Source organism: Acinetobacter sp. RRD8 (genome assembly GCF_031844225.1).
Lineage (GTDB): Bacteria > Pseudomonadota > Gammaproteobacteria > Pseudomonadales > Moraxellaceae > Acinetobacter.
In genome coordinates, this window is the sequence record NZ_JAUZUU010000003.1 from 221680 (window position 1) to 247040 (window position 25361).

General features: G+C 44.7%; 37 protein-coding genes and 1 pseudogene. 35 read left to right on the forward strand and 3 right to left on the reverse strand.

Going from position 1 to position 25361, the window contains the following annotated elements; genetic code table 11:
• Positions 1-10 precede the first annotated feature (10 nt).
• On the reverse strand, positions 11-1213 hold the full coding sequence (locus Q9R24_RS05175; protein ID WP_311203857.1) for a PLP-dependent transferase: 1203 nt from the start codon (positions 1211-1213) through the stop codon (positions 11-13).
• A 163-nt stretch (positions 1214-1376) separates the two neighbouring features.
• Here Q9R24_RS05175 and Q9R24_RS05180 point away from each other — a divergent pair, with 163 nt between their 5' ends.
• The 30 genes and pseudogenes from Q9R24_RS05180 (at position 1377) to Q9R24_RS05325 (ending at position 17645) form a co-directional block, all read left to right on the forward strand.
• Complete coding sequence (locus Q9R24_RS05180; RefSeq protein ID WP_311203858.1) at positions 1377-2111, forward strand: type 1 glutamine amidotransferase; 735 nt, start codon at positions 1377-1379, stop codon at positions 2109-2111.
• Between the two features lie 272 nt (positions 2112-2383).
• Complete coding sequence (rpsJ, locus tag Q9R24_RS05185; RefSeq protein ID WP_000070912.1) at positions 2384-2695, forward strand: 30S ribosomal protein S10; 312 nt, start codon at positions 2384-2386, stop codon at positions 2693-2695.
• A 60-nt stretch (positions 2696-2755) separates the two neighbouring features.
• Positions 2756-3394 (forward strand): 50S ribosomal protein L3, encoded by a 639-nt coding sequence (rplC, locus tag Q9R24_RS05190; protein WP_253144458.1) that lies wholly within the window; start codon positions 2756-2758, stop codon positions 3392-3394.
• Positions 3395-3405: 11 nt separating this feature from the next.
• Positions 3406-4008, forward strand: coding sequence for a 50S ribosomal protein L4 (gene rplD, locus Q9R24_RS05195; RefSeq protein ID WP_004281511.1), 603 nt, complete (start codon positions 3406-3408; stop codon positions 4006-4008).
• Positions 4005-4325 carry a 50S ribosomal protein L23 gene (gene rplW / locus Q9R24_RS05200; RefSeq protein WP_004281510.1) on the forward strand — a complete coding sequence of 107 codons (321 nt, stop codon included), beginning with the start codon at positions 4005-4007 and terminating at the stop codon, positions 4323-4325. The genes rplD and rplW overlap by 4 nt, the downstream gene beginning before the upstream one ends.
• A gap of 11 nt (positions 4326-4336) precedes the next feature.
• Positions 4337-5161 carry a 50S ribosomal protein L2 gene (gene rplB / locus Q9R24_RS05205; RefSeq protein WP_004281509.1) on the forward strand — a complete coding sequence of 275 codons (825 nt, stop codon included), beginning with the start codon at positions 4337-4339 and terminating at the stop codon, positions 5159-5161.
• 19 nt (positions 5162-5180) lie between these two features.
• Positions 5181-5456, forward strand: coding sequence for a 30S ribosomal protein S19 (gene rpsS, locus Q9R24_RS05210; RefSeq protein ID WP_004281508.1), 276 nt, complete (start codon positions 5181-5183; stop codon positions 5454-5456).
• An 11-nt stretch (positions 5457-5467) separates the two neighbouring features.
• Positions 5468-5797, forward strand: coding sequence for a 50S ribosomal protein L22 (gene rplV / locus Q9R24_RS05215; protein ID WP_001982638.1), 330 nt, complete (start codon positions 5468-5470; stop codon positions 5795-5797).
• A gap of 1 nt (position 5798) precedes the next feature.
• Positions 5799-6615 (forward strand): annotated as a pseudogene (rpsC, locus tag Q9R24_RS05220) (30S ribosomal protein S3).
• Positions 6555-6968 carry a 50S ribosomal protein L16 gene (gene rplP / locus Q9R24_RS05225; RefSeq protein WP_004281506.1) on the forward strand — a complete coding sequence of 138 codons (414 nt, stop codon included), beginning with the start codon at positions 6555-6557 and terminating at the stop codon, positions 6966-6968. Before rpsC ends, rplP begins: the two are co-directional and overlap by 61 nt.
• The gene (gene rpmC / locus Q9R24_RS05230) at positions 6968-7165 is read left to right on the forward strand and encodes a 50S ribosomal protein L29 (RefSeq protein WP_004281505.1); all 198 of its coding nucleotides are present in this window, start codon (positions 6968-6970) and stop codon (positions 7163-7165) included. Before rplP ends, rpmC begins: the two co-directional genes overlap by 1 nt.
• Positions 7162-7419: a 30S ribosomal protein S17 gene (gene rpsQ / locus Q9R24_RS05235; protein ID WP_004281504.1), complete on the forward strand. Its 258-nt coding sequence runs from the start codon at positions 7162-7164 to the stop codon at positions 7417-7419. Before rpmC ends, rpsQ begins: the two co-directional genes overlap by 4 nt.
• Positions 7420-7510: 91 nt before the next feature.
• Complete coding sequence (rplN, locus tag Q9R24_RS05240) at positions 7511-7879, forward strand: 50S ribosomal protein L14 (protein WP_004281503.1); 369 nt, start codon at positions 7511-7513, stop codon at positions 7877-7879.
• Positions 7880-7888: 9 nt separating this feature from the next.
• Positions 7889-8206: a 50S ribosomal protein L24 gene (rplX, locus tag Q9R24_RS05245; protein ID WP_004281502.1), complete on the forward strand. Its 318-nt coding sequence runs from the start codon at positions 7889-7891 to the stop codon at positions 8204-8206.
• Positions 8207-8222: 16 nt separating this feature from the next.
• Positions 8223-8759 carry a 50S ribosomal protein L5 gene (rplE, locus tag Q9R24_RS05250; protein WP_004645057.1) on the forward strand — a complete coding sequence of 179 codons (537 nt, stop codon included), beginning with the start codon at positions 8223-8225 and terminating at the stop codon, positions 8757-8759.
• Positions 8760-8768: 9 nt separating this feature from the next.
• Complete coding sequence (gene rpsN, locus Q9R24_RS05255) at positions 8769-9074, forward strand: 30S ribosomal protein S14 (protein ID WP_004732275.1); 306 nt, start codon at positions 8769-8771, stop codon at positions 9072-9074.
• Positions 9075-9086: 12 nt separating this feature from the next.
• Complete coding sequence (rpsH, locus tag Q9R24_RS05260; protein ID WP_004281499.1) at positions 9087-9482, forward strand: 30S ribosomal protein S8; 396 nt, start codon at positions 9087-9089, stop codon at positions 9480-9482.
• 13 nt (positions 9483-9495) lie between these two features.
• On the forward strand, positions 9496-10029 hold the full coding sequence (gene rplF / locus Q9R24_RS05265) for a 50S ribosomal protein L6 (RefSeq protein WP_004645059.1): 534 nt from the start codon (positions 9496-9498) through the stop codon (positions 10027-10029).
• A gap of 14 nt (positions 10030-10043) precedes the next feature.
• Positions 10044-10394: a 50S ribosomal protein L18 gene (rplR, locus tag Q9R24_RS05270; RefSeq protein ID WP_004281497.1), complete on the forward strand. Its 351-nt coding sequence runs from the start codon at positions 10044-10046 to the stop codon at positions 10392-10394.
• A gap of 2 nt (positions 10395-10396) precedes the next feature.
• On the forward strand, positions 10397-10894 hold the full coding sequence (gene rpsE, locus Q9R24_RS05275; RefSeq protein WP_004281496.1) for a 30S ribosomal protein S5: 498 nt from the start codon (positions 10397-10399) through the stop codon (positions 10892-10894).
• 6 nt (positions 10895-10900) lie between these two features.
• Positions 10901-11077 (forward strand): 50S ribosomal protein L30, encoded by a 177-nt coding sequence (gene rpmD / locus Q9R24_RS05280; RefSeq protein ID WP_004281495.1) that lies wholly within the window; start codon positions 10901-10903, stop codon positions 11075-11077.
• 3 nt (positions 11078-11080) lie between these two features.
• Positions 11081-11521, forward strand: coding sequence for a 50S ribosomal protein L15 (gene rplO, locus Q9R24_RS05285; protein WP_064094518.1), 441 nt, complete (start codon positions 11081-11083; stop codon positions 11519-11521).
• A gap of 45 nt (positions 11522-11566) precedes the next feature.
• Positions 11567-12886: a preprotein translocase subunit SecY gene (secY, locus tag Q9R24_RS05290; RefSeq protein ID WP_180037316.1), complete on the forward strand. Its 1320-nt coding sequence runs from the start codon at positions 11567-11569 to the stop codon at positions 12884-12886.
• Positions 12887-12905: 19 nt separating this feature from the next.
• Entirely contained in the window at positions 12906-13022 is a 117-nt protein-coding gene (gene rpmJ / locus Q9R24_RS05295) for a 50S ribosomal protein L36 (protein WP_000867907.1), read from the forward strand.
• 105 nt (positions 13023-13127) lie between these two features.
• Positions 13128-13484 carry a 30S ribosomal protein S13 gene (rpsM, locus tag Q9R24_RS05300; RefSeq protein ID WP_004281492.1) on the forward strand — a complete coding sequence of 119 codons (357 nt, stop codon included), beginning with the start codon at positions 13128-13130 and terminating at the stop codon, positions 13482-13484.
• 19 nt (positions 13485-13503) lie between these two features.
• Entirely contained in the window at positions 13504-13890 is a 387-nt protein-coding gene (rpsK, locus tag Q9R24_RS05305; RefSeq protein WP_004281491.1) for a 30S ribosomal protein S11, read from the forward strand.
• A 12-nt stretch (positions 13891-13902) separates the two neighbouring features.
• Positions 13903-14529, forward strand: coding sequence for a 30S ribosomal protein S4 (gene rpsD, locus Q9R24_RS05310; RefSeq protein ID WP_004281490.1), 627 nt, complete (start codon positions 13903-13905; stop codon positions 14527-14529).
• A 16-nt stretch (positions 14530-14545) separates the two neighbouring features.
• Complete coding sequence (locus Q9R24_RS05315) at positions 14546-15553, forward strand: DNA-directed RNA polymerase subunit alpha (protein WP_311203859.1); 1008 nt, start codon at positions 14546-14548, stop codon at positions 15551-15553.
• Positions 15554-15571: 18 nt separating this feature from the next.
• A complete protein-coding gene (rplQ, locus tag Q9R24_RS05320; protein ID WP_004281488.1) occupies positions 15572-15937 on the forward strand; it encodes a 50S ribosomal protein L17 in 366 nt (121 codons plus the stop codon).
• Between the two features lie 217 nt (positions 15938-16154).
• The gene (locus Q9R24_RS05325) at positions 16155-17645 is read left to right on the forward strand and encodes an NAD(P)/FAD-dependent oxidoreductase (RefSeq protein WP_311203860.1); all 1491 of its coding nucleotides are present in this window, start codon (positions 16155-16157) and stop codon (positions 17643-17645) included.
• 60 nt (positions 17646-17705) lie between these two features.
• Here the strand turns inward: Q9R24_RS05325 and Q9R24_RS05330 are convergent, their stop codons facing one another.
• Positions 17706-18878, reverse strand: coding sequence for an acyl-CoA dehydrogenase family protein (locus Q9R24_RS05330; protein ID WP_311203861.1), 1173 nt, complete (start codon positions 18876-18878; stop codon positions 17706-17708).
• A 183-nt stretch (positions 18879-19061) separates the two neighbouring features.
• Here Q9R24_RS05330 and Q9R24_RS05335 point away from each other — a divergent pair, with 183 nt between their 5' ends.
• The 5 genes from Q9R24_RS05335 to Q9R24_RS05355 all read left to right on the forward strand — a co-directional run bounded on the left by Q9R24_RS05335 (position 19062) and on the right by Q9R24_RS05355 (position 24393).
• Positions 19062-19319 (forward strand): succinate dehydrogenase assembly factor 2, encoded by a 258-nt coding sequence (locus Q9R24_RS05335; RefSeq protein ID WP_004281484.1) that lies wholly within the window; start codon positions 19062-19064, stop codon positions 19317-19319.
• Positions 19312-19698, forward strand: coding sequence for a hypothetical protein (locus tag Q9R24_RS05340; protein ID WP_004281482.1), 387 nt, complete (start codon positions 19312-19314; stop codon positions 19696-19698). Before Q9R24_RS05335 ends, Q9R24_RS05340 begins: the two co-directional genes overlap by 8 nt.
• Positions 19699-20232: 534 nt before the next feature.
• Positions 20233-21273, forward strand: a complete 1041-nt coding sequence (locus Q9R24_RS05345; protein ID WP_004281480.1) for a hypothetical protein — start codon at positions 20233-20235, stop codon at positions 21271-21273.
• Between the two features lie 67 nt (positions 21274-21340).
• Positions 21341-21913 (forward strand): rhombosortase, encoded by a 573-nt coding sequence (gene rrtA / locus Q9R24_RS05350; RefSeq protein WP_311203862.1) that lies wholly within the window; start codon positions 21341-21343, stop codon positions 21911-21913.
• Positions 21914-22110: 197 nt separating this feature from the next.
• Positions 22111-24393: a TRAP transporter large permease subunit gene (locus Q9R24_RS05355; protein WP_311203863.1), complete on the forward strand. Its 2283-nt coding sequence runs from the start codon at positions 22111-22113 to the stop codon at positions 24391-24393.
• A gap of 62 nt (positions 24394-24455) precedes the next feature.
• On the opposite strand, the gene Q9R24_RS05360 is transcribed toward Q9R24_RS05355, so the two are convergent.
• Entirely contained in the window at positions 24456-25337 is an 882-nt protein-coding gene (locus tag Q9R24_RS05360) for a DMT family transporter (RefSeq protein WP_311203864.1), read from the reverse strand.
• Positions 25338-25361: the final 24 nt, after the last annotated feature.

Below are 25361 nucleotides of genomic sequence, written 5' to 3' on the forward strand. Positions count from 1 at the left end.
CTGTTATTTATTATTCATTTTTAAGTTTTTTCATTTGTTCTCGTGCATGCTGAATATCTTGAATCAAATCTTCCGGATGTTCCAGTCCAATACAGAAACGAACCAGCAAGCCGTCTTTTAAGTGTGAATGTTCCAGCACACGCATGTCTTTTAAGTTATATAACATGACCAGACTGACAGGGCCACCCCAACTAAAGCCTAGCTTAAACAGTTTTAAACTATCACAGAAATTCCGGATATCCTGCATTACGTATGTGCTGTCAAAGATCACGCTGACCAGGCCGGCACTATCACCTTGCTTGCAAATTTCTTTCCAGTACTGATGGCCTGCACTGTCCGGATCTGAAGGATGAAGTACTTGCACAAACTCGGTTTGCTGTTTAAGCCATGTCATTAATGTAAGCGCACTGTTGGATTGATGTTGATATCGCAGTTGCATCGAAGCCAGACTACGTTGTATCTGTGCCACATCATCACCAGAAACACTAATGCCCTGAATGGCATGCGCACGGAACAGTTTGTGATGCAGGGTCTTATCTCGCGTAACCACTGAGCCCATCAGGATATCACCACCGCCGCTTGGATATTTGGTCAGTGCATGTACCGTCATATCTACACTTAAATGCTCTTCACTAAAATCAAAGGCATCAAAAGCCAGACCTGCGCCCCAGGTATTATCCAGCGCAGTAAGAATATTGTGTGCCTGAGCTTTTTTCACTAAACCAGCCAGATCCGGAAATTCCAAGGTGACTGAGCCAGCAGCCTCGAGCCAGATCAGTTTGGCTTTATCTGTAGGCTGAAATGTATCAAGCTCTATGGGATTGTAGACCTTAACCGTAATTCCATAACGCTTTTCCAGATTGCGTAAATGTTCCATGTTTGGACCATAGATATTGTCAGCCACCCAAACCTCATCTCCTTGGCTTAAAAAGCAAGAATTCACGAGATTAATCGCGGATAAACCACTCGGTGCGAGCAGGTGATATAAACCACCTTCGAGCTGTGCGATGTTATCGCCCAGCGTAAAGGTCGTAGGCGTGCCATGCGTGCCATAACTATAATCATAGTCATCGGTCCAATGGCGATTAAACAGGGCATCGGTATTGTTAAAGATAATGGTCGATGCACGATAGAGGGGAGGCTGAATGGTAGAAATCGCTTGAGGAGCCTTTCGTGGTGCATGAATCAGGCGAGTTTGAGAGTCTTGTTTCACGTGAATGCGCTCAAATGTAATCAAATATTACTCTAGCTTAAGAGAATCTGTGACTCACTGCCAGTTACGTTGTGAATTGTTTAAAAACAACAAGTCTTATAAAAAGTTGGCTTCATTTTTGCAAAACCTAAATCTATATAGCTAAAAAAATAGGTTGAGGAGCATGAAGTCGCATTTAAAAGTGCATTATTTTCAGCATATTGCTGGTGAAGGTTTTGGTAGTTGTTATGAATTTTTAAAGCAGCATCAGGCGCACATTACAGCGACTGAATTTTTTGCTTTACCCGTGGATCGAACGCTGGAGATCGAGGCGCTGCCTGCAGTGGAAGAGGTGGATTTGCTGATCATTATGGGGGGAACCATGAGTGTGAATGATGAAGCGAATTTCCCTTGGTTAAAAATAGAAAAACGCTGGTTGCGTCGCTATCTTTCGCATGGCAAACCGGCAATTGGCCTGTGTCTGGGTGGGCAATTGATTGCAAATGCTTTAGGTGCAGGTGTTAGTCGCAATCCAGAACAGGAATTGGGGTGGACCACGGTGCACAGAGTGACGAATCTACCAGAGACGTGTTTTAGCTTGCCGGAGCAATTTAATATTCTGCAATGGCACAATGAAACATTTGAATTGCCCAAAGGTGCAGTCCATCTGGCAGAAAATGAGGCCTGTCGTAATCAGATGTACCAGTTGGGCAGAAATGTATTGGGCTTCCAGTTTCATCCGGAAATCACGCCGGAAACCCTGGCATTGTTTTTGGAAAATGAAGAAGAGCTTGCGCAATTTTCAGGAAAATATGTGCAAAATTTATTTGAATTAAAAAAAACCACGAAGCAAAAATTTATTGAAGGAAATCAGATATTAAATCGTGCAATAGAATATGTTTTGGCAAAAACCGCCTAATATTTAAACAATAAACTATTGTTTTAAGTCATAAATTGAAAACTTGGATAAAACCATAAAAGAGATTTGCTTATGCATTAAACAATGGCTATAATAAGCGACCCTTCAATAGGAAGGGGGTTAACTGCGAATAAAGTAGTTAACTATCGTTACAGTCGTGGCATCGATCATGACCTTAGTGATATTTCACTGCTCTTGACACTTGCCCACATAAAGTGGGGTGAGATGCGTCAAGAGTGATTCTTTATATATTTGGCTTGGAGTTTACTGGTATGTCTAACCAGAGAATTCGTATCCGTCTTAAGTCTTTTGATCATCGCCTGATTGATCAATCAGCTCAAGAAATCGTAGAAACCGCAAAACGTACTGGCGCACAAGTGTGTGGTCCAATTCCAATGCCAACACGTATTGAACGTTTTAACGTTTTAACATCACCACACGTAAACAAAGACGCGCGTGACCAGTACGAAATCCGTACTTACAAGCGTTTGATCGACATCGTTCAACCTACAGACAAAACTGTAGATGCATTGATGAAGTTAGATCTTGCAGCTGGTGTTGATGTTCAGATCGCATTGGGTTAAGGCTTTCGGGTTAATTAACACTCTAAGTTAATTAGGCCGCTTTTTTAGAGGTTTATGCACATGGCTATTGGTTTAGTCGGTCGCAAGTGCGGTATGACACGTATCTTTACAGATGCTGGTGTTTCTGTGCCTGTTACAGTGATTGAGGTTGATCCTAACCGCATCACTCAAATCAAAACGCTTGAAACTGATGGTTATCAAGCGATTCAAATCACTACTGGTGAACGTCGCGAATCTCGAGTAACTAACGCTCAGAAAGGCCACTTTGCGAAAGCGGGTGTTGCAGCTGGTCGTCTAGTTCAAGAATTCCGTGCTTCAGAAGCTGATCTTGAAGGTCGTGAAGTTGGTGGTACGCTTACCGTTGAATTGTTCCAGGTTGGTCAAGTTGTTGACGTAACTGGTCAATCTAAAGGTAAAGGTTTCCAAGGTGGTGTTAAGCGTTGGAACTTCCGTACGCAAGATGCAACTCACGGTAACTCAGTTTCTCACCGTGTTTTAGGTTCTACTGGTCAAAACCAGACTCCTGGTCGCGTATTCAAAGGCAAAAAAATGGCTGGCCATTTAGGTGCTGAACGCGTAACTACACAGGGTCTTGAGATCGTTGCTATCGACACAGAACGTTCAGTTCTAGTTGTTAAAGGCGCGGTTCCTGGTGCTACTGGTGGCGACGTAATCGTTCGTCCTACGATCAAGGCCTGAGGGGAAATAACGTGAATTTAAATACTGTTTCCGGCTCTGCTGTTGAATTATCAGAAGTTGCGTTCGGTCGTGAATTTAATGAAGCTCTTGTTCACCAAGTGGTTACAGCTTATTTAGCTGGTGGCCGTCAAGGTTCAAAAGCTCAGAAATCACGTGCAGACGTTTCTGGCGGTGGTCGCAAGCCATTCCGTCAAAAAGGTACTGGCCGCGCTCGTGCTGGTTCTATTCGTAGCCCAATCTGGGTTGGCGGTGGTAAAACTTTTGCTGCTCGTCCACAAGACTGGTCTCAAAAAGTAAACCGTAAAATGTACCGCGGTGCTATGCAATGCATCCTAGCTGAACTTGTTCGTCAAGATCGCCTAGTTTTAGTTGAAGAGTTTGCTGTTGCAGCTCCAAAAACTAAAGAATTGCTTGCAAAACTTAACGACTTGAATGCGACTCGCGCATTGATCGTTACTGATGCTGTTGATGAGAACTTGTATCTTGCTGCGCGCAACATTCCACACGTTGATGTGGTTGATGCTGCTGCAATCGATCCGGTTAGCTTGATTGCGTTCGACAAAGTTGTTATGTCTGTAGCTGCTGCTAAGAAAATTGAGGTAGAACTCGGATGAACAACGAACGTATCTATCAAGTCCTGCAAGGACCTGTATTCTCAGAAAAAGCACAAGTTTTAGGTGAAACTGCTGGTGTTCAAGTGTTTAAAGTTGCATTAAATGCAAACAAGCTTGAAATCAAAAAAGCAGTGGAACAACTCTTTGGTGTGGAAGTTGTTAAAGTTAACACGACTATCACTAAAGGTAAGTCTAAACGCTTTGGTAAAACATTAGGACGTCGTTCTGATGTTAAAAAAGCATACGTCACCCTGAAAGCTGGCCAAGATGTTGAAATGGCTGACTTGGGCGATACCGCTGAAAGCACAGCGGAATAAGGACGAGAATTATGCCTATTCAAAAATGTAAGCCAACGTCTCCAGGACGTCGCTTTGTAGAGAAAGTGGTTCACGATCACCTTCACAAAGGCGCACCATACTCTCCGTTGGTTGAAGCTAAAAAACGTACTGGCGGCCGTAATAACAACGGTCACATCACGACTCGTCACGTTGGTGGCGGTCACAAGCAGCACTACCGTCTAGTTGACTTTAAACGTAACAAAGATGGTATTCCTGCAACTGTAGAGCGTATCGAATACGATCCTAACCGTACTGCACACATTGCACTTGTATTGTATGCTGACGGTGAGCGTCGTTATATCATCGCTCCTAAAGGCCTTCGCGCTGGCGATAAAGTACAGTCTGGTAACGATGCTCCAATTCGTCCAGGTAACTGCTTGCCGCTTCGCAACATGCCTATCGGTTCTACTCTTCACAACATCGAACTTAAAATCGGTAAAGGCGCGCAGTTAGCTCGTTCAGCTGGTACTTCAGTTCAGCTGTTGGGTCGTGACGGTTCTTACGCTATCGTTCGTCTGCGTTCAGGCGAGATGCGTAAAATTCACGTTGAATGCCGTGCTGTGTTAGGTGAAGTATCTAATTCAGAAAGCAACCTTCGTTCACTAGGTAAAGCTGGTGCATCACGCTGGCGTGGTGTTCGTCCTACCGTTCGTGGTATGGCGATGAACCCAGTTGACCATCCACACGGTGGTGGTGAAGGGCGTAACAAAGGTATTCAACCTGTAAGCCCATGGGGTCAAAAAGCTAAAGGGTACAAGACACGTACCAATAAGCGTACGACTAAGATGATTATTCGCGACCGTCGCGTTAAGTAACAAGTAAAGGAATCTGACAATGCCTCGTTCTCTGAAAAAAGGCCCATTCGTCGATGCGCACTTGTTCGCTAAGGTTGAAGCGGCTATCGCGGCTAATAACCGTAAGCCGATCAAAACTTGGTCGCGTCGTTCGATGATCCTCCCGGATTTTGTTGGTTTAACAATTTCTGTACACAATGGCCGTAACCACGTTCCTGTGATCGTTTCTGAGCACATGGTTGGTCACAAGCTTGGTGAATTTGCACCAACTCGTACCTATCGCGGTCACGGTGTTGACAAGAAATCTAAACGTTAATGGGTGCTATGATGGAAGTAACTGCTAAATTACGCGGTGCCGCTATCTCGGCACAAAAAGCTCGTTTGGTTGCAGATCTTATCCGCGGCAAATCTGTTGCGCACGCTCTTAACATCCTTAACTTCAGCAACAAAAAAGCTGCAGTTCTAGTTAAGAAAGCGTTGGAATCTGCGATTGCAAACGCTGAACACAATAACAGTTTAGATGTAGACGACCTTAAAGTTTCTACGATCTACGTTGATGAAGGCATGAGCCTGAAACGTATTATGCCACGTGCTAAAGGCCGTGCAGATCGTATTACTAAGCGTACTTGTCACATCACCGTTAAGGTAGGGGTTTGATATGGGTCAGAAGGTTCATCCAATCGGTATCCGCCTAGGTGTTGTGAAACGTCATAACGCTAACTGGTATGCGAATCCGAAACAATACGCTGAATACTTGCTTAAAGATCTTCAAGTTCGTGAGTTTTTGATCAAAAAACTTAAAAACGCGATGATCAGCAACATTCTTATCGAACGCCCTACAGGCGCTGCTAAAGTAACTATTAGCACTGCTCGTCCAGGTATCGTAATCGGTAAAAAAGGCGAAGATATTGAGAAACTACAACGCGAATTAACATCTATCATGGGTGTTCCTGCGCAAGTAAGTATCAATGAAATTGATCGTCCAGACTTAGATGCGCGTCTAGTTGCTGAAGCGATCGCTTCTCAATTAGAAAAACGTGTAATGTTCCGTCGTGCTATGAAGCGTGCGGTTCAAAACACAATGCGTGCTGGTGCTAAAGGTATCAAAGTAGAAGTTTCAGGCCGTTTAGGTGGTGCTGAGATTGCTCGTACTGAGTGGTATCGTGAAGGTCGTGTACCTCTACATACGCTTCGTGCAGATATCGACTATGCGACTATGCGTGCTGAGACTACTTACGGTACGATCGGTGTTAAAGTTTGGATCTTCCGTGGTGAGATCTTGGGCGGCATGAAACAAGTCATGAACCCAGCTCCAGCTGAAGAACGTCCAGCTAAACGCGGTCGTGGTCGTGGTGAAGGTCAAGAGCGTCGTGGTCGTCGCAATGATCGTTCTGCTGAAAAAGGAGAATAATCCATGTTGCAACCTAAGCGTACTAAATTCCGTAAAGTGCAGAAAGGCCGTAACACTGGTCTAGCACACCGCGGTAGCACAGTATCTTTCGGTACTATTGCACTTAAATCAGTTGAACGTGGTCAAATGACTGCGCGTCAAATTGAAGCAGCGCGTCGTACAATTAGCCGTCGTATTAAGCGTGGTGGTAAGATCTTTATCCGTGTATTCCCGGACAAACCGATTACTTCTAAGCCTCTTGAAGTGCGTATGGGTAAAGGTAAAGGTTCTGTGGAATATTGGGTTTGCCAAATCAAACCAGGTAAAGTCTTGTACGAAATTGATGGTGTTAACGAAGAATTGGCTCGCGAAGCGTTTACGCTTGCAGCAGCTAAGCTTCCGTTTAAAACCGCTATCGTGACTCGGACGGTAATGTAATGAAAACTAAAGATCTACGTGAAAAGTCGGTAGAAGAGTTGACAGCTTTGCTTGATGAGCAACAGCTTAACCAATTCCGTCTTCGTATGGCGAAAGCAACTGGTCAATTGGGTAAATCGCATGAAGTTGCACTTACTCGTCAGACTATTGCTCGTATTAAGACCCTCCTTACCGAAAAACAGGGGAACGGACAATGAGTGATAAAACAGTCCGCACGTTAACTGGCAAAGTTGTAAGCGACAAGATGGATAAATCTATCGTTGTACTTATTGAACGCCAAGTTCAACACCCGTTGTATGGCAAATTAATCCGCCGTTCAACAAAATTACATGCTCATGATGAGAACAACACAGCTAAAGCTGGTGATGTTGTAACCATTAAAGAAAGCCGCCCAATTTCTAAAACTAAGTCTTGGACTCTAGTTGAAGTTGTTGAAGCAGCTGCTGAGTAATTAACGTTCTTGTTGCATCATCGGTCAATTTCGAGTACTCTTTGAGCCTTTCGAAATTTCGACCGGTGTTGCTCGGTTTTGGAGTAGGGCAATGATTCAGACCGAAACTATGCTCGACGTAGCAGACAACAGTGGTGCACGCCGCGTACAATGTATTAAAGTACTTGGTGGCTCGCATCGTCGTTATGCTTCTGTTGGCGACATTATTAAAGTTACTGTAAAAGAAGCAATTCCACGCGCACGTGTTAAAAAAGGTGACGTGATGAATGCGGTTGTGGTTCGTACAAAATTCGGTATCCGTCGTGCAGACGGTTCAGTGATTCGTTTCGACGATAACGCTGCTGTTATTTTGAACAACAACAAAGCGCCGATTGCAACTCGTATTTTCGGACCAGTGACTCGTGAACTTCGTACTGAACAGTTCATGAAAATTATTTCATTGGCTCCTGAAGTTCTATAAGAGGCGATCATGGCTAAGATTAAAAAAGGCGATCAAGTAATTGTGATCGCAGGTAAAGAAAAAGGCAAACAGGGTACTGTTCTGTCTGTTTCTAATGACCGTGTTAAGGTTGAAGGCCTTAACTTGGTGAAGAAGCATCAGAAGCCGAACCGTGCTACAGGCGCTGAAGGTAGCGTTGTAACTCAGGAAGCTTCGCTTCATATTTCAAACGTGGCAGTTTTTAATGCTACAACCCAAAAGGCTGACCGTGTTGGTTACCAAGTGATTGATGGCGTGAAAACTCGCGTATTCAAATCAAATGGTGAATCAGTGGCGGTAGCGAAGTAATAGGTTGATATAGGCCATGGCCAGACTTAAAACACGTTACAACGACGAACTTAAAGCTCAATTACAAGAAGTATTGGGCGTTAAGAATGTGATGGAGATTCCTCGCATCACTAAAATCACGATCAACATGGGTGTTGGCGCAGCTGCTGCCGACAAAAAACTCCTTGATGGTGCTCTTTCAGATATGCAAGCTATCGCTGGTCAAAAACCAGTACTTACGTTAGCTCGTAAATCAATCGCTGGTTTTAAAATCCGTGATGGTTGGCCGATCGGTTGTAAAGTTACTTTACGCGGCGAACGTATGTACGAATTCTTGGACCGTTTGATCTCGATTGCGATCCCTCGTATCCGTGACTTCCGTGGTTTCTCTGCGAAATCATTCGACGGTCGTGGTAACTACTCAATGGGTCTTAAGGAACAAATCATGTTCCCTGAAATCGATTTTGACAAGATTGATCGTATTCGTGGTATGGATATTACCATTACTACGACTGCTCGCACCGATGACGAAGGCCGTGCGCTTATGCGTGCATTCGGCTTCCCGTTCAAATAAGAGGTCGATATGGCTAAGAAAGGTATGATTAATCGCGAATTGAAACGCGAAGCTACTGTTGCTAAATACGCTGCAAAACGTGCTGAATTAAAAGCTGTTATTGCAAACGTAAATGCATCAGACGAAGAACGTTTCGAAGCGATGATGAAATTACAAGCATTACCACGTAATGCATCTCCAGTACGTCTACGTAACCGTTGTGGTTTAACTGGTCGTCCTCATGGTTACTTCCGTAAGTTCGGTTTAAGCCGTAACAAATTACGTGAAACAGTAATGCAAGGTGATGTACCTGGCGTTGTTAAGGCAAGCTGGTAAGGAGCACTATAGATGAGTATGCAAGATACCGTTGCCGACATGCTAACACGTGTTCGTAACGCACAAATGGCAAAGAAACAAACTGTTTCTATGCCAAATTCTAAGTTGAAAGTAGCAATCGCTAACTTACTTCAACAAGAAGGTTATATTTCAAACGTAGAAGTTGCAGATGCTGAAGGCAAACCAACTCTTACTTTGACTTTAAAGTATTTCGAAGGCAAACCAGTTATCGAAACTGTGAAGCGCGTAAGCCGTCCAGGTCTACGTCAGTATCGCGGTAAAGATGCACTTCCTAGCGTTAAGCAAGGTTTAGGTATTGCAATTGTTTCTACAAGCAAAGGCATCATGACTGATCGCGCTGCACGTGCTGCAGGCGTTGGTGGTGAAGTTATTGCTTTTGTTTCTTAATAGGTGATTCCTCATGTCTCGTGTGGCTAAAGCCCCAGTAACTGTACCTAACGGTGTAACAGTTACTCAGAACGGCCGGCAGGTCGAAGTGAAAGGCACTAAAGGTACATTGTCTTTCAACCTGCATGCGCTGGTCGAGCTTAAACAGGAAGACGGTATTCTAGCTATTGCTCCAGTACAAGAGTCGAAAGACGCTTGGATGCAAGCTGGTACTGCTCGCGCTGTGCTTAATAACCTTGTAAAAGGTGTTAGCGAAGGTTTCGAACGTAAGTTACAGCTTATCGGTGTTGGTTATAAAGCTGCGGTTAAAGGTGACGTTGTTCATCTTAACCTTGGTTTCTCTCACCCGATCGATTATGCACTTCCTGCAGGTGTAACTGCTGAAACTCCAACTGCAACTGAAATCATTCTTAAATCTGCTGATAAAGCAGCTTTAGGACAGGTTGCTGCAGATATCCGTGGTTACCGTCCACCAGAGCCATATAAAGGCAAAGGTGTTCGTTATTCTGACGAAGTTGTACTTCGTAAAGAAGCTAAGAAGAAATAAGGCGCGAGGTTCTTATGAACGAAAAGAAACAATCCCGTTTGCGTCGTGCGAAAAGCACACGCTTGCACATCCGTGCATTGGGTGCGACTCGTTTGTGTGTAAACCGCACTCCGCGTCACATCTATGCTCAAGTTATCTCTGCAGATGGTGGCAAAGTATTAGCGCAAGCTTCTACTTTAGACGCTACTCTACGTGCGGGTACAACTGGTAACGTTGAAGCAGCTCAGAAAGTAGGTGCTTTAATCGCAGAACGCGCTAAAGCAGCTGGTGTTACTAAAGTTGCATTTGACCGTTCTGGTTTTAAATATCATGGTCGTATCAAAGCCTTGGCTGATGCTGCTCGTGAAAACGGCTTGGAGTTCTAATCATGGCTAAAGTTGAACAAAACGAAGGTCTTGTTGAAAAGCTGGTTGCCGTTGATCGTGTAGCCAAAGTTGTTAAGGGTGGTCGTATCTTCTCTTTCACAGCATTAACTGTTGTGGGTGATGGTAATGGTCGCGTAGGTTTTGGTCGTGGTAAAGCACGTGAAGTTCCAGCTGCTATCTCTAAAGCACTTGAAGCTGCTCGTCGCAATATGATTACTGTTGACCTTGTTGATGGTACGTTACAGCACCCAATTCATGCACGTCACGGCGCTAGCCGCGTATTCATGCAGCCTGCCTCTGAAGGTACAGGTGTAATTGCTGGTGGCGCTATGCGTGCAGTTCTAGAAGCTGTAGGCGTACGTAACGTGTTGACTAAATGCCGTGGTTCTACTAACGCTGCTAACGTAGTAAACGCAACTTTCAATGGTTTGCGTGATATGACTACTCCTGAAAAGGTTGCTGCGAAACGTGGTCTTTCAGTAGAACAAATTCAAGGGTAATCAATCATGAAAACGATTAAAGTTACCCAGACTAAATCTGCATCGCACCGCTTGAAAAATCACAAGCTTAGCCTGCAAGGTTTAGGTCTGCGTCGTATTGGTCATACTGTAGAAGTGTTAGACACACCTTCTAACCGTGGTATGATCAACCAAGTCTACTATATGGTTAGTGTAGAGGAATAAGCCATGACTCTGCGTTTAAATACAATTGCACCTGCAGAAGGTGCTAAACGTGACAACCTTCGTTTAGGCCGTGGTATCGGTTCTGGCGTTGGTAAGACCGGTGGCCGTGGTGTCAAAGGTCAAAACTCACGTAAGAGCGGTGGTACTCGTCCAGGTTTCGAAGGCGGTCAAACAGCACTTTATCGTCGTTTGCCTAAATTCGGCTTCACTAGCCAATTGGCTTTGAAAACTGCTGAAGTACGTTTATCTGAGCTTGCTAAAGTTGAAGGCGACATCGTGTCTCTTGAAACTTTAAAAGCTGCGAACGTTGTACGTAAAGACATGACTCGTGCTCGTATCGTACTTTCTGGTGAAATTACTCGTGCATTCACTATTCAAGGTGTTGCATTGACTAAAGGCGCTAAAGCTGCTGTTGAAGCTGCTGGCGGCAAAGTCGAGGAGTAATCCCCAGTGTCTATGACTCCTAGTTCTTCAGGTCATGTCAACATGATGAAAGGCCAACCATTTCATGTGAAATACCGTGAAATTATTCGTCGAATGATGTTTCTCATTGGTGCGTTGTTGGTGTTTCGACTAGGAGCGCATATTCCAGTACCAGGCATCAATAATGCTGCGTTAGAAAACTTGTTTAATGCAAACCAAGGTACCATCCTTGGTTTGTTTAACATGTTCTCTGGTGGTGCATTAGAACGAATGTCTATTCTTGCTCTCGGGATCATGCCATACATTTCTGCATCGATTATTGTGCAGTTGATGTCAACTGTGGTTCCTTCGCTGGAAGCTTTAAAGAAAGAAGGCGAGCAAGGCAAACGTAAGATAAATCAATACACACGACAAGGTACATTATTCTTAGCGCTGGTACAGGCGATAGGTATGTGTGCAGGCCTGATCAGTCAGGGGATTACCCTGAATACTGGTTTGGCTTTTTATGTTCCTGCAGTAACCTCACTGGTTGCGGGGACCATGTTCTTGATGTGGTTGGGTGAACAGATTACCGAGCGTGGGGTGGGGAATGGTATTTCCATGATCATCTTCGCGGGTATTGTTGCCGGATTGCCTAATCTGATTATGCAATCTTTCTCATCTGTAGATAATGGCCAGACCAGCCTGATTGGCTTGGTAATTTTTGGTTTGTTGTCTCTGGGTGTTTTGGCAGCGATCGTGTTTATCGAGAAGGCGCAGCGTCGTATTCCGGTAAACTATGCTCAAAAACAACAAGGTCGTCGTGTATTTACTGCACAGCAGACACATTTGCCATTAAAAATTAATATGGCGGGTGTGATTCCGGCAATTTTTGCAAGCTCATTGCTTTTGTTCCCTGCGAGCTTAGGTCAGTGGGTGGGTAGTGCAGATCCAAATGCTGGATTTATTAAGCGTAGCCTGCAAGATGTGGCATTGGTGTTGTCGCCTGGTCAGCCGTTGTATTTGGTGCTCTTTGGTGCGTTAATTATCTTTTTCTGTTACTTCTATACAGCACTGGTATTTAGTCCTAAAGAAGTGTCAGAGAACTTGAAACGCAGCGGAGCTTACGTGCCTGGTATACGTCCAGGTGAGCAAACTGCTCGTTACTTAGATCATATTCTCAATCGTTTGACGTTTATTGGCGCGATTTACATCACCGTCATTTGTTTGATGCCGATGGTATTGCAAAGTTCATTTGGTATTCCATTCTATTTGGGTGGTACCTCTTTGCTGATTGTTGTGGTAGTGGTGATGGACTTTATGGCTCAGCTGCAATCACACCTTACTTCGCACCAATACGATAATCAAACGTTAATGAGAAAAACGACTGCTCATCCTAAGGGATAAGCGCACTTGAGGTTTCATCATGAAAGTACAAGCTTCTGTTAAGAAAATTTGTGGTAGCTGTAAAGTTATCCGTCGTAATGGGGTTATCCGCGTAATTTGTAGCGCAGAACCTCGTCATAAGCAGCGTCAAGGTTAATCTGATTAAGACCTGTTGATTTCTGTAGGCGAATTAGGTTATTATCCGCCCCTCAAGATTTTTGTGGGGCGGTTGATTATCTACTGCCTTTTTGGAGAAAATTGAATGGCTCGTATTGCCGGTGTAAACATTCCGGATAACAAGCACGCTGTTATCTCTCTAACGTATATCTTTGGTATTGGTCGCCATACTTCAAAAGCTATCTTAGCTGCTGCTGGTATTGCTCCAACTACTAAGATCCGTGAATTAGATGACGCTCAGCTTGATGCGATTCGTGCAGAAGTTGCTAAGGTTCCGACCGAAGGTGATTTACGTCGCGAAATTTCCATGAACATTAAACGTTTAATGGATTTAGGCTGCTACCGCGGTCTTCGTCATCGTCGCAGCTTGCCTGTCCGCGGTCAACGCACCAAAACTAACGCTCGTACCCGTAAAGGTCCGCGCAAACCTATTAAGAAATAAGATTTCTGGAAGCTAAAAGATGGCTAAAGATACTCGCGCACGCAAGAAGGTCACTCGTACCGTCTCTGAAGGTGTCGCACACATTCACGCTTCTTTTAATAACACCATTGTGACTATTACCGATCGTCAAGGTAATGCACTGGCTTGGGCCACTTCAGGTGGACAAGGCTTCCGTGGATCACGTAAATCAACTCCGTTCGCTGCTCAGGTAGCTGCTGAAGTTGCTGGTAAAGCTGCTTTAGACTACGGTTTGAAAAACTTGGACGTCCTTGTAAAAGGTCCTGGTCCTGGTCGTGAATCTGCGGTTCGTGCTTTAGGTGCAGTGGGTTATAAAATTAACAGCATTACCGATGTGACGCCAATCCCGCACAACGGTTGCCGTCCACCTAAAAAACGTCGCGTGTAAGGAGAAACATTCATGGCTCGTTATATTGGTCCAAAATGCAAACTCTCTCGTCGCGAAGGGACAGACCTGCAACTTAAATCAGGCGTTAAACCGTTTGATGTTAAGACAAAAAAACATGCGAAAGTTCCTGGCCAACACGGCGGGGCTCGTGGTGGTAAACAATCTGAGTACTCACTACAATTACGTGAAAAACAAAAAGTACGTCGCATGTACGGTGTTTTAGAGCGTCAATTTAGTAACTACTATAAAGAAGCTGCTCGTGTTAAAGGCGCAACTGGTGAAAACCTGTTGAAGCTACTTGAAAGCCGTCTTGATAACGTTGTTTATCGTATGGGTTTCGGTTCTACTCGTGCAGAAGCTCGTCAGTTAGTATCTCACCGTAGCATCACTTTGAATGGCCGTCGTGTTAACATTGCGTCTATCCAAGTTAAAGCGGGTGATGTGATCGCAGTTCACGAAGGCGCTAAGCAACAATTACGTATCAAAAACGCAATTGAATTGGCTACTCAACGTGGCATGCCTTCTTGGATGGAAATTGACCATTCTAAATTAGAAGGTACGTTCAAAGCTGCACCGGATCGTTCTGATTTACCTGCTGAAATCAACGAAAGCTTGATTGTAGAATTGTATTCTAAATAATCCTTGAGGAAGCAATATGACGCGTACTGCAAATGAGTTTCTAACTCCGCAAGCGATCAAGGTCGAAGCGGCAAGCGGGACCTCGGCAAAAGTTATTCTAGAACCATTAGAGCGTGGCTTCGGTCATACTCTTGGTAATGCTTTACGTCGCATCCTTCTTTCTTCTCTACCTGGCGCAGCTGTGGTAGAAGTTGAGATTGAAGGGGTCGAGCACGAGTACAGTACTTTGGAAGGCTTGCAGCAGGACATCGTCGAGCTCTTGCTGAACCTAAAAGGATTGTCGATTAAGCTGTTCGATCAAAATGAAGCTTATTTAACATTAGAGAAACAAGGTGCAGGCGACGTAACTGCGGCTGACCTTCGTTTACCTCATAATGTTGAAGTGGTTAACCCTGAACATTTGATCGGTATTTTAAGTGCCTCAGGCTCATTGAAAATGCGTCTGAAAGTGGCTCAAGGTCGTGGCTACGAGACTTCTGATTCACGCTTCCCAGAAGGCGAAACTCGCCCAGTGGGTCGCTTGCAGTTAGATGCGTCTTACAGCCCAATCAAACGTGTTTCATATACCGTGGAAAACGCGCGTGTAGAACAACGTACTGACCTTGATAAACTGATCATTGATCTTGAAACTAACGGTACTGTCGATCCTGAAGAAGCGATCCGCAAAGCTGCAACTATTTTGCAGCAACAAATTGCGATCTTCGTTGACCTTCAGAAAGATCAAGCACCTGTTGCTCAAGAGCCTCGTGAAGAAGTTGACCCAATCTTGCTTCGCCCAGTAGATGATCTAGAGCTAACTGTTCGTTCTGCTAACTGTTTGAAAGCAGAAAACATTTACTACATTGGTGATCTTGTACAGCGTACCGAAGTTGAGTTGCTTAAAACTCCTAACTTGGGTAAAAAATCGCTTACTGAGATCAAAGATGTTCTGGCTTCTAAAGGCTTACAACTCGGCATGCGTTTAGAGAACTGGCCACCGGCTAGTCTCCGTATGGACGATCGTTTCGCCTATCGTAGCCGTTAATTAAGTAGGACTATCACCATGCGTCATCGTAATAGTGGTGTGAAATTAGGCCGTACAAGCAGTCATCGTAAAGCGATGTTCCAAAACATGGCTAACTCTTTGTTCGAGCACGAGTTGATCAAAACAACTGTGCCTAAAGCAAAAGAGTTACGTCGTGTAGCTGAGCCTTTAATCACTTTAGCTAAAAACGATACAGTAGCAAACCGTCGTTTGGCGTTTGCTCGTACTCGTTCAGCAGCAACTGTTGGTAAATTATTTACCGTTCTTGGCCCTCGTTACAAAGAGCGTAACGGCGGTTATCTACGTGTTCTTAAAGCGGGCTTCCGTGCAGGTGATGCTGCACCGATGGCTTACGTTGAGCTAGTAGATCGCGAAGTTAACTAATTTCGTGAAGAATAACGCAAGTTGTTCGAAAAGGTCGGTTGAATAAACCGGCCTTTTTTAATGCCTGTATATTTTAATTTAAAGTGATTGAGTTCAACATAACTGATCTGGCCTGAAAAGATAAAAAAATAGTGGCTTTTTAATGAACTTGACATTGTGTATTGTCAGTTTTGTGATTTAATAAAAACAGATAGCATCGCTTAGGTAAAAGAACAACATGGAAAAGCAGGTAGATATTTTAATTGTGGGTGCGGGGATCTCGGGGATTGGTCTAGCAGCACATCTTTCTAAACATTGTCCGCAACGCTCTTTTGAGATTATTGAACGCCGCGAAAGTATTGGTGGAACTTGGGATCTGTTTAAATATCCGGGAATCCGTTCTGATTCGGATATGTCGACTTTTGGTTTTAATTTCAAACCCTGGAAGAAAGAAAGCGTGCTTGCCGATGGCGCATCCATCAAAAATTATCTGGCTGAAGTAGTAGAAGAGTTTAAACTTCAGCCAAAAATCCATTTCCAGCATCGGGTTCTGAGTGCTAATTATGATTCTGCCACCTGCAAATGGTCAGTAGAGATTGTGGACGCACAGGGTAAGACGCAGATCTGGATCGCCAACTTTATACTGGGTTGTACCGGTTATTATAATTATGATCAGGGTTTTCAGCCGGAGTTTCCAAATCAAACTGCATTCAAAGGTGAGTTTATTCATCCGCAACATTGGCCGGAAAATTTAAACTATAAAGGCAAAAAGGTGGTCATTATTGGTAGTGGTGCGACCGCGATTACCTTGGTTCCTGCGATGGTCAAAGGTGGAGCAGGTCATGTGACCATGTTGCAGCGTTCACCGACTTATATTGCCTCTGTGCCTTCGGTCGATTTTATTTATTCAAAAATGCGTAAATATCTGCCTGAGGAGGTCGCCTACAAGCTGACACGTGCGCGTAATATCGTCATGCAGCGCGGGATTTATGCTTTGGCACAGAAACAGCCAAAATTATTAAAATCACTTTTGCTTAAATCGGTGCAATTCCAGCTGAAAGGTAAAGTAGACATGAAGCACTTTACCCCGAATTATGAACCTTGGGATCAGCGTCTGTGTGTGGTGCCGGATGGGGATCTGTTTAAAATTTTACGTGAAGGGCAGGCATCGGTTGCAACGGATCAGATAGAAATCTTTACCGAAACGGGAATTCAGCTGAAATCCGGTCAACATCTGGATGCTGATATTATCGTCTCTGCCACTGGCCTGAATATCCAAATTCTCGGCAGGATTCTGGCGACGATGGATGGTCAGCCTATCGATACCTCACAGCATATGCTGTATAGAGGCATCATGGTCAGTGATATACCGAATATGGCGCTGATTATTGGCTATATTAATGCCTCCTGGACGCTTAAAGTCGACATTGCAGCTGAGTATATTTGCCGTCTGTTGAATTATATGGATCAGCAAGGTTATGCGCAGGTGATTGCTCAGGGAGATCAGAGTGAATTGCTTCAGGATACCGTCATGGGCAGTCTCAGTTCGGGTTATATTGCCCGTGCTGCAGACGTGATGCCAAAGCAGGGCAAACATGCACCGTGGAAAGTCAGCAATAATTATCTCGCAGACCGTAAGGAGCTCAAACAGGCTTCGTTTGAAGATGGCGTGCTGAAATTTAGAAAAAACAGCAATGTTTTAAAGCATAAACCGCGTCTGGTTTCTTAAAGTTATATTTTTGCATACAGAAAAAGGAGTCCTAAGAGACTCCTTTTTTATGAATCCATTTTAAAGTGAACGGGCGATGAGTTCTTTCATGATTTCATTGGTACCCGCATAAATCCGATTGGCACGGTTGTCGATATAGGCACGGGCAATCGGATATTCCAGCATATAACCATAGCCGCCATGCAATTGCAGACATTCATCAACGACTTTGCTGTACATTTCTGAAATCTTATATTTGGCCGCAGCAGCGGCATCTACGCCTAGTTCGTGATTGAGTTGCAGCTGCATACAGCGATCCAGATAAGCGCGACAGACATCGATCTCGGTACGCAGTTCTGCCAGTTTAAAACGGGTATTTTGAAAATGGCTGATGCTCTTGCCAAAAGCCTGACGTTCCTTGGTATATTTCACTGTATGGGCAAAAGCGGCTTCAGCGCCTGCCTGACAGATAATCGCCACAATCAGGCGTTCCCAAGCCAGTTCTTTCATCAGCATCATAAAGCCCATGCCTTCCAGACCGAGCAGGTTTTCTTTGGGTACCCGAACATTGTCAAAGAACAGTTCGCAGGTATCCTGGCCTTTCATGCCAATTTTATTCAGCGGCTTGCCTTTACTAAATCCAGCTTGGTCGGCTTCGACCATAATCAATGACAGATTGGCCGAACCTTTGTCATTATTGCCGGTTTTACAAACCACGATGGACATATCACAGAGATAGCCATTGGTAATAAAGATTTTGGAACCATTAATCACATAGTCATCGCCATCGAGTACTGCCGAGGTACGCACTGCTTGCAGGTCAGAGCCAGTTCCCGGTTCGGTCATGGCAATCGCGGTGACGACCTCTCCAGACGCCATTTTCGGTAACCATTGTTGTTTTTGAGCTTCATTACCAAAATTCAGCAGATAATTGGCAACAATATCTGAATGCAATGAAAATCCAGTCGCTGAATCTCCGGCATAGGCCTGTTCCTCAATCAAAATCATGCTATACAGCCGGTCTACGCCAGAGCCGCCATATTCCTCAGGCATGGTAGCGCAGAGCAATCCAAGCTCACCGGCTTTATTCCATAGCTCTCGATCTACATGCTGCTGGCTTTCATAACGCTCGGTATGTGGAATGACTTCTTTCTCATAAAATTTACGTACCGTCTCGCGAAAAGCCTCATGTTCGGCAGTAAAGAGTTGGCGCGGCAGCATCGGAGCGAGTGGGCGAATGGCTGCAGATTGCATCTTGTTATTCCTTATTTTGATCTGTTTGGTTTAACTTAGGCCATGCCAAGATCAGCAGCAATGAGCGGAATGTTCAAATGACTTCAATCTGCTGATGCTTTTGGTCATTTCTATGAAATCCCTCGAAATTCAGCCAGCGCTTCAGGTAAACTATTCGGGTTTATAACGAGTTGGGGAAATTCGATGACTGATGACATCAGCTTAGAAGAGCGCAAAGTGATTTATCGTGCGCGTCGTGGTCTAAAAGAACTGGATGTATATTTTGATCCCTACGTAAAAAACCATTACCTGAATGCTGAGCCTTTCGAAAAACAGATGTTTGCAGAGCTGGTTGAGCAGGAAGACCCGGATTTGCTGGACTGGTTTATGGAAGTGTCTGAGCCGCCGCGTCCTGAACTAAAAGATTTTATCAAGAAGCTTAAATTTTACGTTCATGGATAATCGTTGCTTTAAGCTGAAACGCAGTCTCTGTGCATTGGCGTTTCAGCTTTTTATTTTTGCACTGCTGATGTATCTGTTGTATCAGTTATTGCCGATTGCACTTTGGGCAGTGTGCGCTGTCATAGGCTTGGTGATTTATCAGCTGTTTTACCGCAAGACACCACAGATTGAGCAGTTTGAATATCTGGATGGACGTGAATGGTCATTGACTACCAAAGCACGACCGACCCGTCGGGTATGTATTAGTCACGTAATTGATCATCAGGCGTATATTGTGGTGTATTTTCAGCATGCCAAGGCGCGACCTTTATTGATCTGGTGTGATCAATTGCCCTTCAAACAATGGAAATCCTTAAAATTATTGACTAAATTAATTTAGTTGTAAAACAAACGCATTTTAATGATTTAATTAAAATGCTCATAAAACAAATATTTAGACCAAATTCCTATTTTTATTGTCAGACAGAAATCAAGGTTAATCCATGACTTAGAGAAATTGTCTGACAATTTATTCCCTATGTTTTATTTTTAGCCTGTACATTTAACTCACTAACAGCAACTACGGGAGACCTTAATGGAATTTCCAGTATGGATGTTTCTGATCGTAGCGATTGTTTTAACGCTGGTGATCGGACGACTCGGGACAGTGTTGAAGGATAAATTTTCATCTTAATCAAGCAGGGTTTATTATTTTTCTGCTTGTACAGTTAATAAGTAGCATGTGCTGAACCGTCGCAATGCTACTTTTTTTTGCCCAAAATTTGGTATTCTTCTAAATACAGTCAATTGCAGCGCGGCTATTTAATGGCAAAGTGTCTCGTCTAAATTAGAGTAAATACTCTTTTATTCACAAAATGCTTCTGATATCTTTAGCAGAAAGATGGACATAATCACAATTATAGAGGACAGGAAAATGTCAGACGTCCGTAAAATATGCCAAGGTATGGCGACCATTGCAATAACAACAACAGTTTTGACGGGGTGTTCTCAGGTCATTAAAACCGGTGCCAATGTTGCACTGGGTTTCACCGAAAACCATATTGTACCGCCGATTTTAGCGATGGATGATGCTGAAATGGTGTGTAATTCAGGGAATTCTTTAACGCCGGCCATTATGGCGACCAAAGAAATGGGGGCGGATCCAACACGGGTGGCCGTGCTGATGTATTCGGCTGCCGGTATTTGTGCCGAGCAAAAAGCGCTGGAAGCCGAGTTACGCTATTTACGTGCTTCAAAAACCAATCAGGTGGCAGAAGCTCAAGATGCCCGAATCGAGCAGAAGCGCTGGGCGGCACTGGCAGCACAGCGTCAATATACCGGTTATCAACTGTTCCAGAGCCGTTATGAAAAGAAATACCAAAAAGCCCTGGGTGAAGAATGCCCACGCATGAACAGTGATATCGAGCAAACGGTTTATCTGTTGGGTATGCTCAGTGGCTTGCAGGCCATGACCAATGATATTAACTCGGGTGGTGCAGTGCATGTACCGAAAGATATTGCTGCCGTGGTCGAGCGTGGCATGGTGTGTCTGGATAACGCGAAATTCTGGGGTGCGCCGAATGCCACCCGTGCAGTGATCTGGACCTTATTGCCGGGCGCAGGGGAAGGCAAGCCTGACCCTTACCAAACATTAAAACAATCTACACAAATTGGCGAGCAAAAAGGTGTACGTTTATCTCATGCTTTGTATGCCGTAGCGGCTCAGGCCAGTGGGGATGATGCCAAAGTCCGGGATGCCTTAAAAACCTTTGCTCAGGCACGTACCGAGGAAAAACCGGTGAATCCGCAATTCAAGCTGATCGACAGCATGGCTGCAATTATGGTCAGTGGCATATCGGATCGTTACTGGACAGAAAATACCGGTATACGCAGTGGCGATGATGGCATGCAACGTTTCTGGGATGAATCCGACAGTTCTTCCGAGCTCGATGATCTGTTCAGTGCGGATCTGTAATGCAGATATTATGTATGAATCTTCAGGAATGAAGTCAAACTAGATAGTCAGGGAGGACAATAGGCCGATGCTAGATCAACATTTTCGACGAAAAATTATTTTTCTAGCGGCTTTTGTCTCTCTCTCTGCATGTCTGCAAATTTTTCAGGATCATTTCATCTACTGGCAAGAGAGCCTGCTGGGTGAATTCTGGCGACTCTGGACAGCGCATTGGGTGCATGTGGGCTGGATCCATTATTTTCTGAATATTCTCGCCTTTATCTGTTTACCTTTTATTTTTCCACGCGCTACCGTCTGGCATTTCTGTGCCATTTTGCTGATCTTACCGCCGTTGATCAGTTTAAGTTTTTATTTTTTCTTACCCAATATTGAAGCCTATGCTGGCCTGTCGGGCGTGCTGCATGGGGCCTATGTAGCCGTAGCCTGTGTACATTTGCTGTATAAGCGGGAACGCAGCTTTGCGGCGCTGGTGTTATTTTTGATTTTTGCCAAACTGGTCTGGGAAAACACCATTGGCAATGTCGGGACGGCGCAGCTGATCGGCAGCCCGGTTTTGGTTGAGGCACATTTACTTGGGGTGATTTGGGGCGTTATTCTGGCGCTGATCTATATTGTGAGTAATTATTTTCGGGATAATTAAAGTGTAGGGGTAAATAATTTTCTTGGCAGAAAATACAAAAAGAAAATATAAATTGTCATTTTTATTGTGCCAACTTTCATGCAAAGTCAAAACATAAAATAAAGATCCTGACCTTTGAAAAGGAATTTTCGGGGCAGAAGGGAAGATCAGCGTCCTAGACCAAGCATCAGGCCGCTAAAATAAAAATAGGAATACACATGCAAAATGATGATCAAAACAGATCAGGATTAGGTCTGTTGCGTTATATATGGACAGAGTGGATCTCGACCTTCGTCGTGCTGGTTTTACTTTTGCTCACTTTGATTATTGGCACCGGGGAAATGATTCACGGCCAGTTGCTGCGTATGGGCGAGCGTATTTACGGCGATCCGGCAACCGGAATGCAATATTCATTTTTAAGGGCTGAACCGACGCGTCCACAATGTGAACGCAATATCAATGTCGATCAGCGTGTTCAGCAGCAGATGAAAGCCGATGCAGCCGATGAATACGCCGATTTCTTCGGAGTGCGTTCGGAAGCGGATGTCCGTGCTGCGGTGTTACAGGCACAGCAGGTCTGTGAAGAATCCTACCTGTTTTATGATAAAGCCATTCAACATGTGCAAGCACATCCAAGTATTCGGGCTTATCGGACCTTTGAAACTTCTTTCTTTGGCATCTTCAAGTTTGGTACGGAAAACCGGGCTTTGCTTCTGGTCATCATGGTGGTCTTTGCTGCGATCAGTGCCACTCTAAAAACCCATCATATTGGCTTGCGTAGCCCGAGCACGCGTATCGACTTTAAAGTTTATTCGGTCGCCATGCTGGTCGCTAATGCTTTCCTGGCATTTTCATCCTATAGCCAATATCAGTCCGTATTGAACTCGGGCGTGCCGATGGGGGAGATGAAGTACATTTACTGGTTGTGGATGATTCTGTTCAGCGCACTCACTTTGATCAGCCTGTATCAGGTGATCAAACAACCGAAACCGACGCGTGAGGGCGGCAGTTTTGGTCTGGCCTTTCTGAGTGTACCGCTATATGCCTATATGGCTATTACCACCGGAATAAATTTCACCTTCTTTATGGACTATCCAATGGGACAGGGGATTTACCTCGGTCAATTGGTAGAGTTTTCCAGTATTTTCCTAAATCTGGCCTTGTTTATCTGGGCCGGTATGTTGCTGAAACAGACCCGTGTCGTGGACATGTTCCTGAATATTCTGCGTCCATGGAATCTGGCCCCTGAAACCCTGACCTGGTTAATCTTGCTGGCAGCTGCATTACCGACCGCCTATACCGGAGCATCAGGGATTTTCGTAATTGCCGCAGGTGCGATTATTTATAAGGAAGTCTGGAATGCGGGCGGACGCCGTCAGTTTGCATTGGCCGCCACTGCAATGTCTGGTTCACTGGGCGTGGTTTTACGTCCTTGCTTGCTGATTGTCGTGGTGGCATCACTGAATAAAGAAGTGACCACCGACTTACTCTATCACTACGGGATTTATGTCTTCCTGCTCAGTTCGACTTTATTCCTGGTAATTTCCCTGTTCTTTGCAGAAAACAAATTCCGGATTGCTGCACCTATCGTGGCTGCTCCTCAATCCGGTCGCGCCTTCATTGCGATTATTCCATATATCGTGATTTTCATTCTGATCTGGTTATTCTATAAATATGCCTTGTCGACTGACCTGAATGAATTTACCGCACCAGTGATGATGCCAGTCATTCTGCTGATGATTGTCTTGTTCGACAAGTTGCGTCATGAACCTGCGCCGTTGCCGGCAGTGGGGCATTGGGATGAAACTTTGACCGCAACTTTAAACTCAAGATCGGCACCTGAACTGGCGACAGCCGGTGCCGCAGCCAATGCAGAATATCGTGAGGCTGAACATAGTGAACAACCAGGCAAAGAATTGGCTGTTGATCATACTGTGCAGCGTTCAAAAGCGACTGAAATTTTGCGTAATGTCGGTTTCTGGAAGTCTATGCATATTTCGACCAGTGAGACGGTGGGCCATATTGGTGCCTTGGTCATTCTGATGGCACTTTCGGTGAGTGTGGGTGGCTTGCTGGAACGTATTGAAATTATGGAAGCCTTCCCGACCGACATCAGCAGTACCATTCTGGTGATTTCCCTGATTGTCGGCTTGATGATTTTTGTCGGGATGATCATGGATCCATTTGGCGCGGTGATTCTGATCTCGGCGACCGTGGCTCCAGTGGCCTATCAATACGGCATTCATCCAGTACATTTCTGGATGATTACCCTGATTGGTTTTGAGCTGGGTTATGTGACGCCACCGGTTGCGCTAAATCATCTGCTGGCCAGACAGTCGATTGGCGATGCCGAAGTGGCCGAGGCGGATGCAGAAGTACGACACTTGTCTTTCTACTACCGTTATGAACGCTGGATTTTGCCGATGATAGTATTGCTGCCTGCGATGCTGATCATTGCCTATGTGCCTTATATGTTTAAGCTGTTCGGCTGGTATCAATAAAAGAAAAGCAATAAAAAAGCACTTTCGGGTGCTTTTTTATTTATTTGATTTAAATTCGTTAATCAAATTTTGGATGAATTCAGGCGCTTTTGTAGGATCGGGCTACACAATAGAATCGCACAGAAAATCAGCCCCAGCCCAATCACGCTATAGAGGTCCGGAACTTCCTGCCAGAACAGAAAGCCCCAGATGCCGGCAAAGAAAATCGCCACATAGTTGACCGGTCCAATCTGTCCTGCCGGAGCCAGCTTGTAGGCATTTGACATAAACAGTTGGCTGAAATTGGCCAGGATGCCGGCAGTAATCAGATAGCTGAGTTCTGTCAGGGTATAAGGTCGCCATAGCCAGAACATCGGAATCACTGAAATCAGGGTGCCAATAAAGCAGAAATAAAACACGATTTTTTCCGGAGAATCGGTTTTGGTCAGTGCCCGAACCGTGACAAAGGCCATCGCCGCCAGAAAGCTGGCACTCAAACCAATGACCGACATCAGGTTAATTAGACCCGAATCTGGTTTGGCGACACAGAGTACGCCGATGAAACCAATCAGAGCTGCGGCTAACATGCTTGTGGTGATTTTTTCCTTGAGAAATAGCCAGGCAATCAGCGGAATAAAAATCGGGGAAGAGTAGGTAAAGACCATAGCATTGGAGAGTTTTAAATGAGCAATTGCATAGAAAAAGCCGTACATGGCAGTCAGGCCGACCACTGCGCGCCAAGTGTGCATCCATAGTTTTTCAGTTTTGAAAAAACCAATGCCTTTATTGAAAATGAAAGGCAGGAAAATAAACAGCCCAACAAAATTGCGAAAGAAGACCACGGTAGCATTATCAACTGTTGTTGAGGCATAACGGATACAGACGCCCATGACTGAAAAGAGAAAAGCAGAGCAGGTCAGTAACAGAATGGCTTTAAGCAGATGCGGAGCGGCTGGGGCAGACATGGAAACAACTGAGCTAGAAGATCT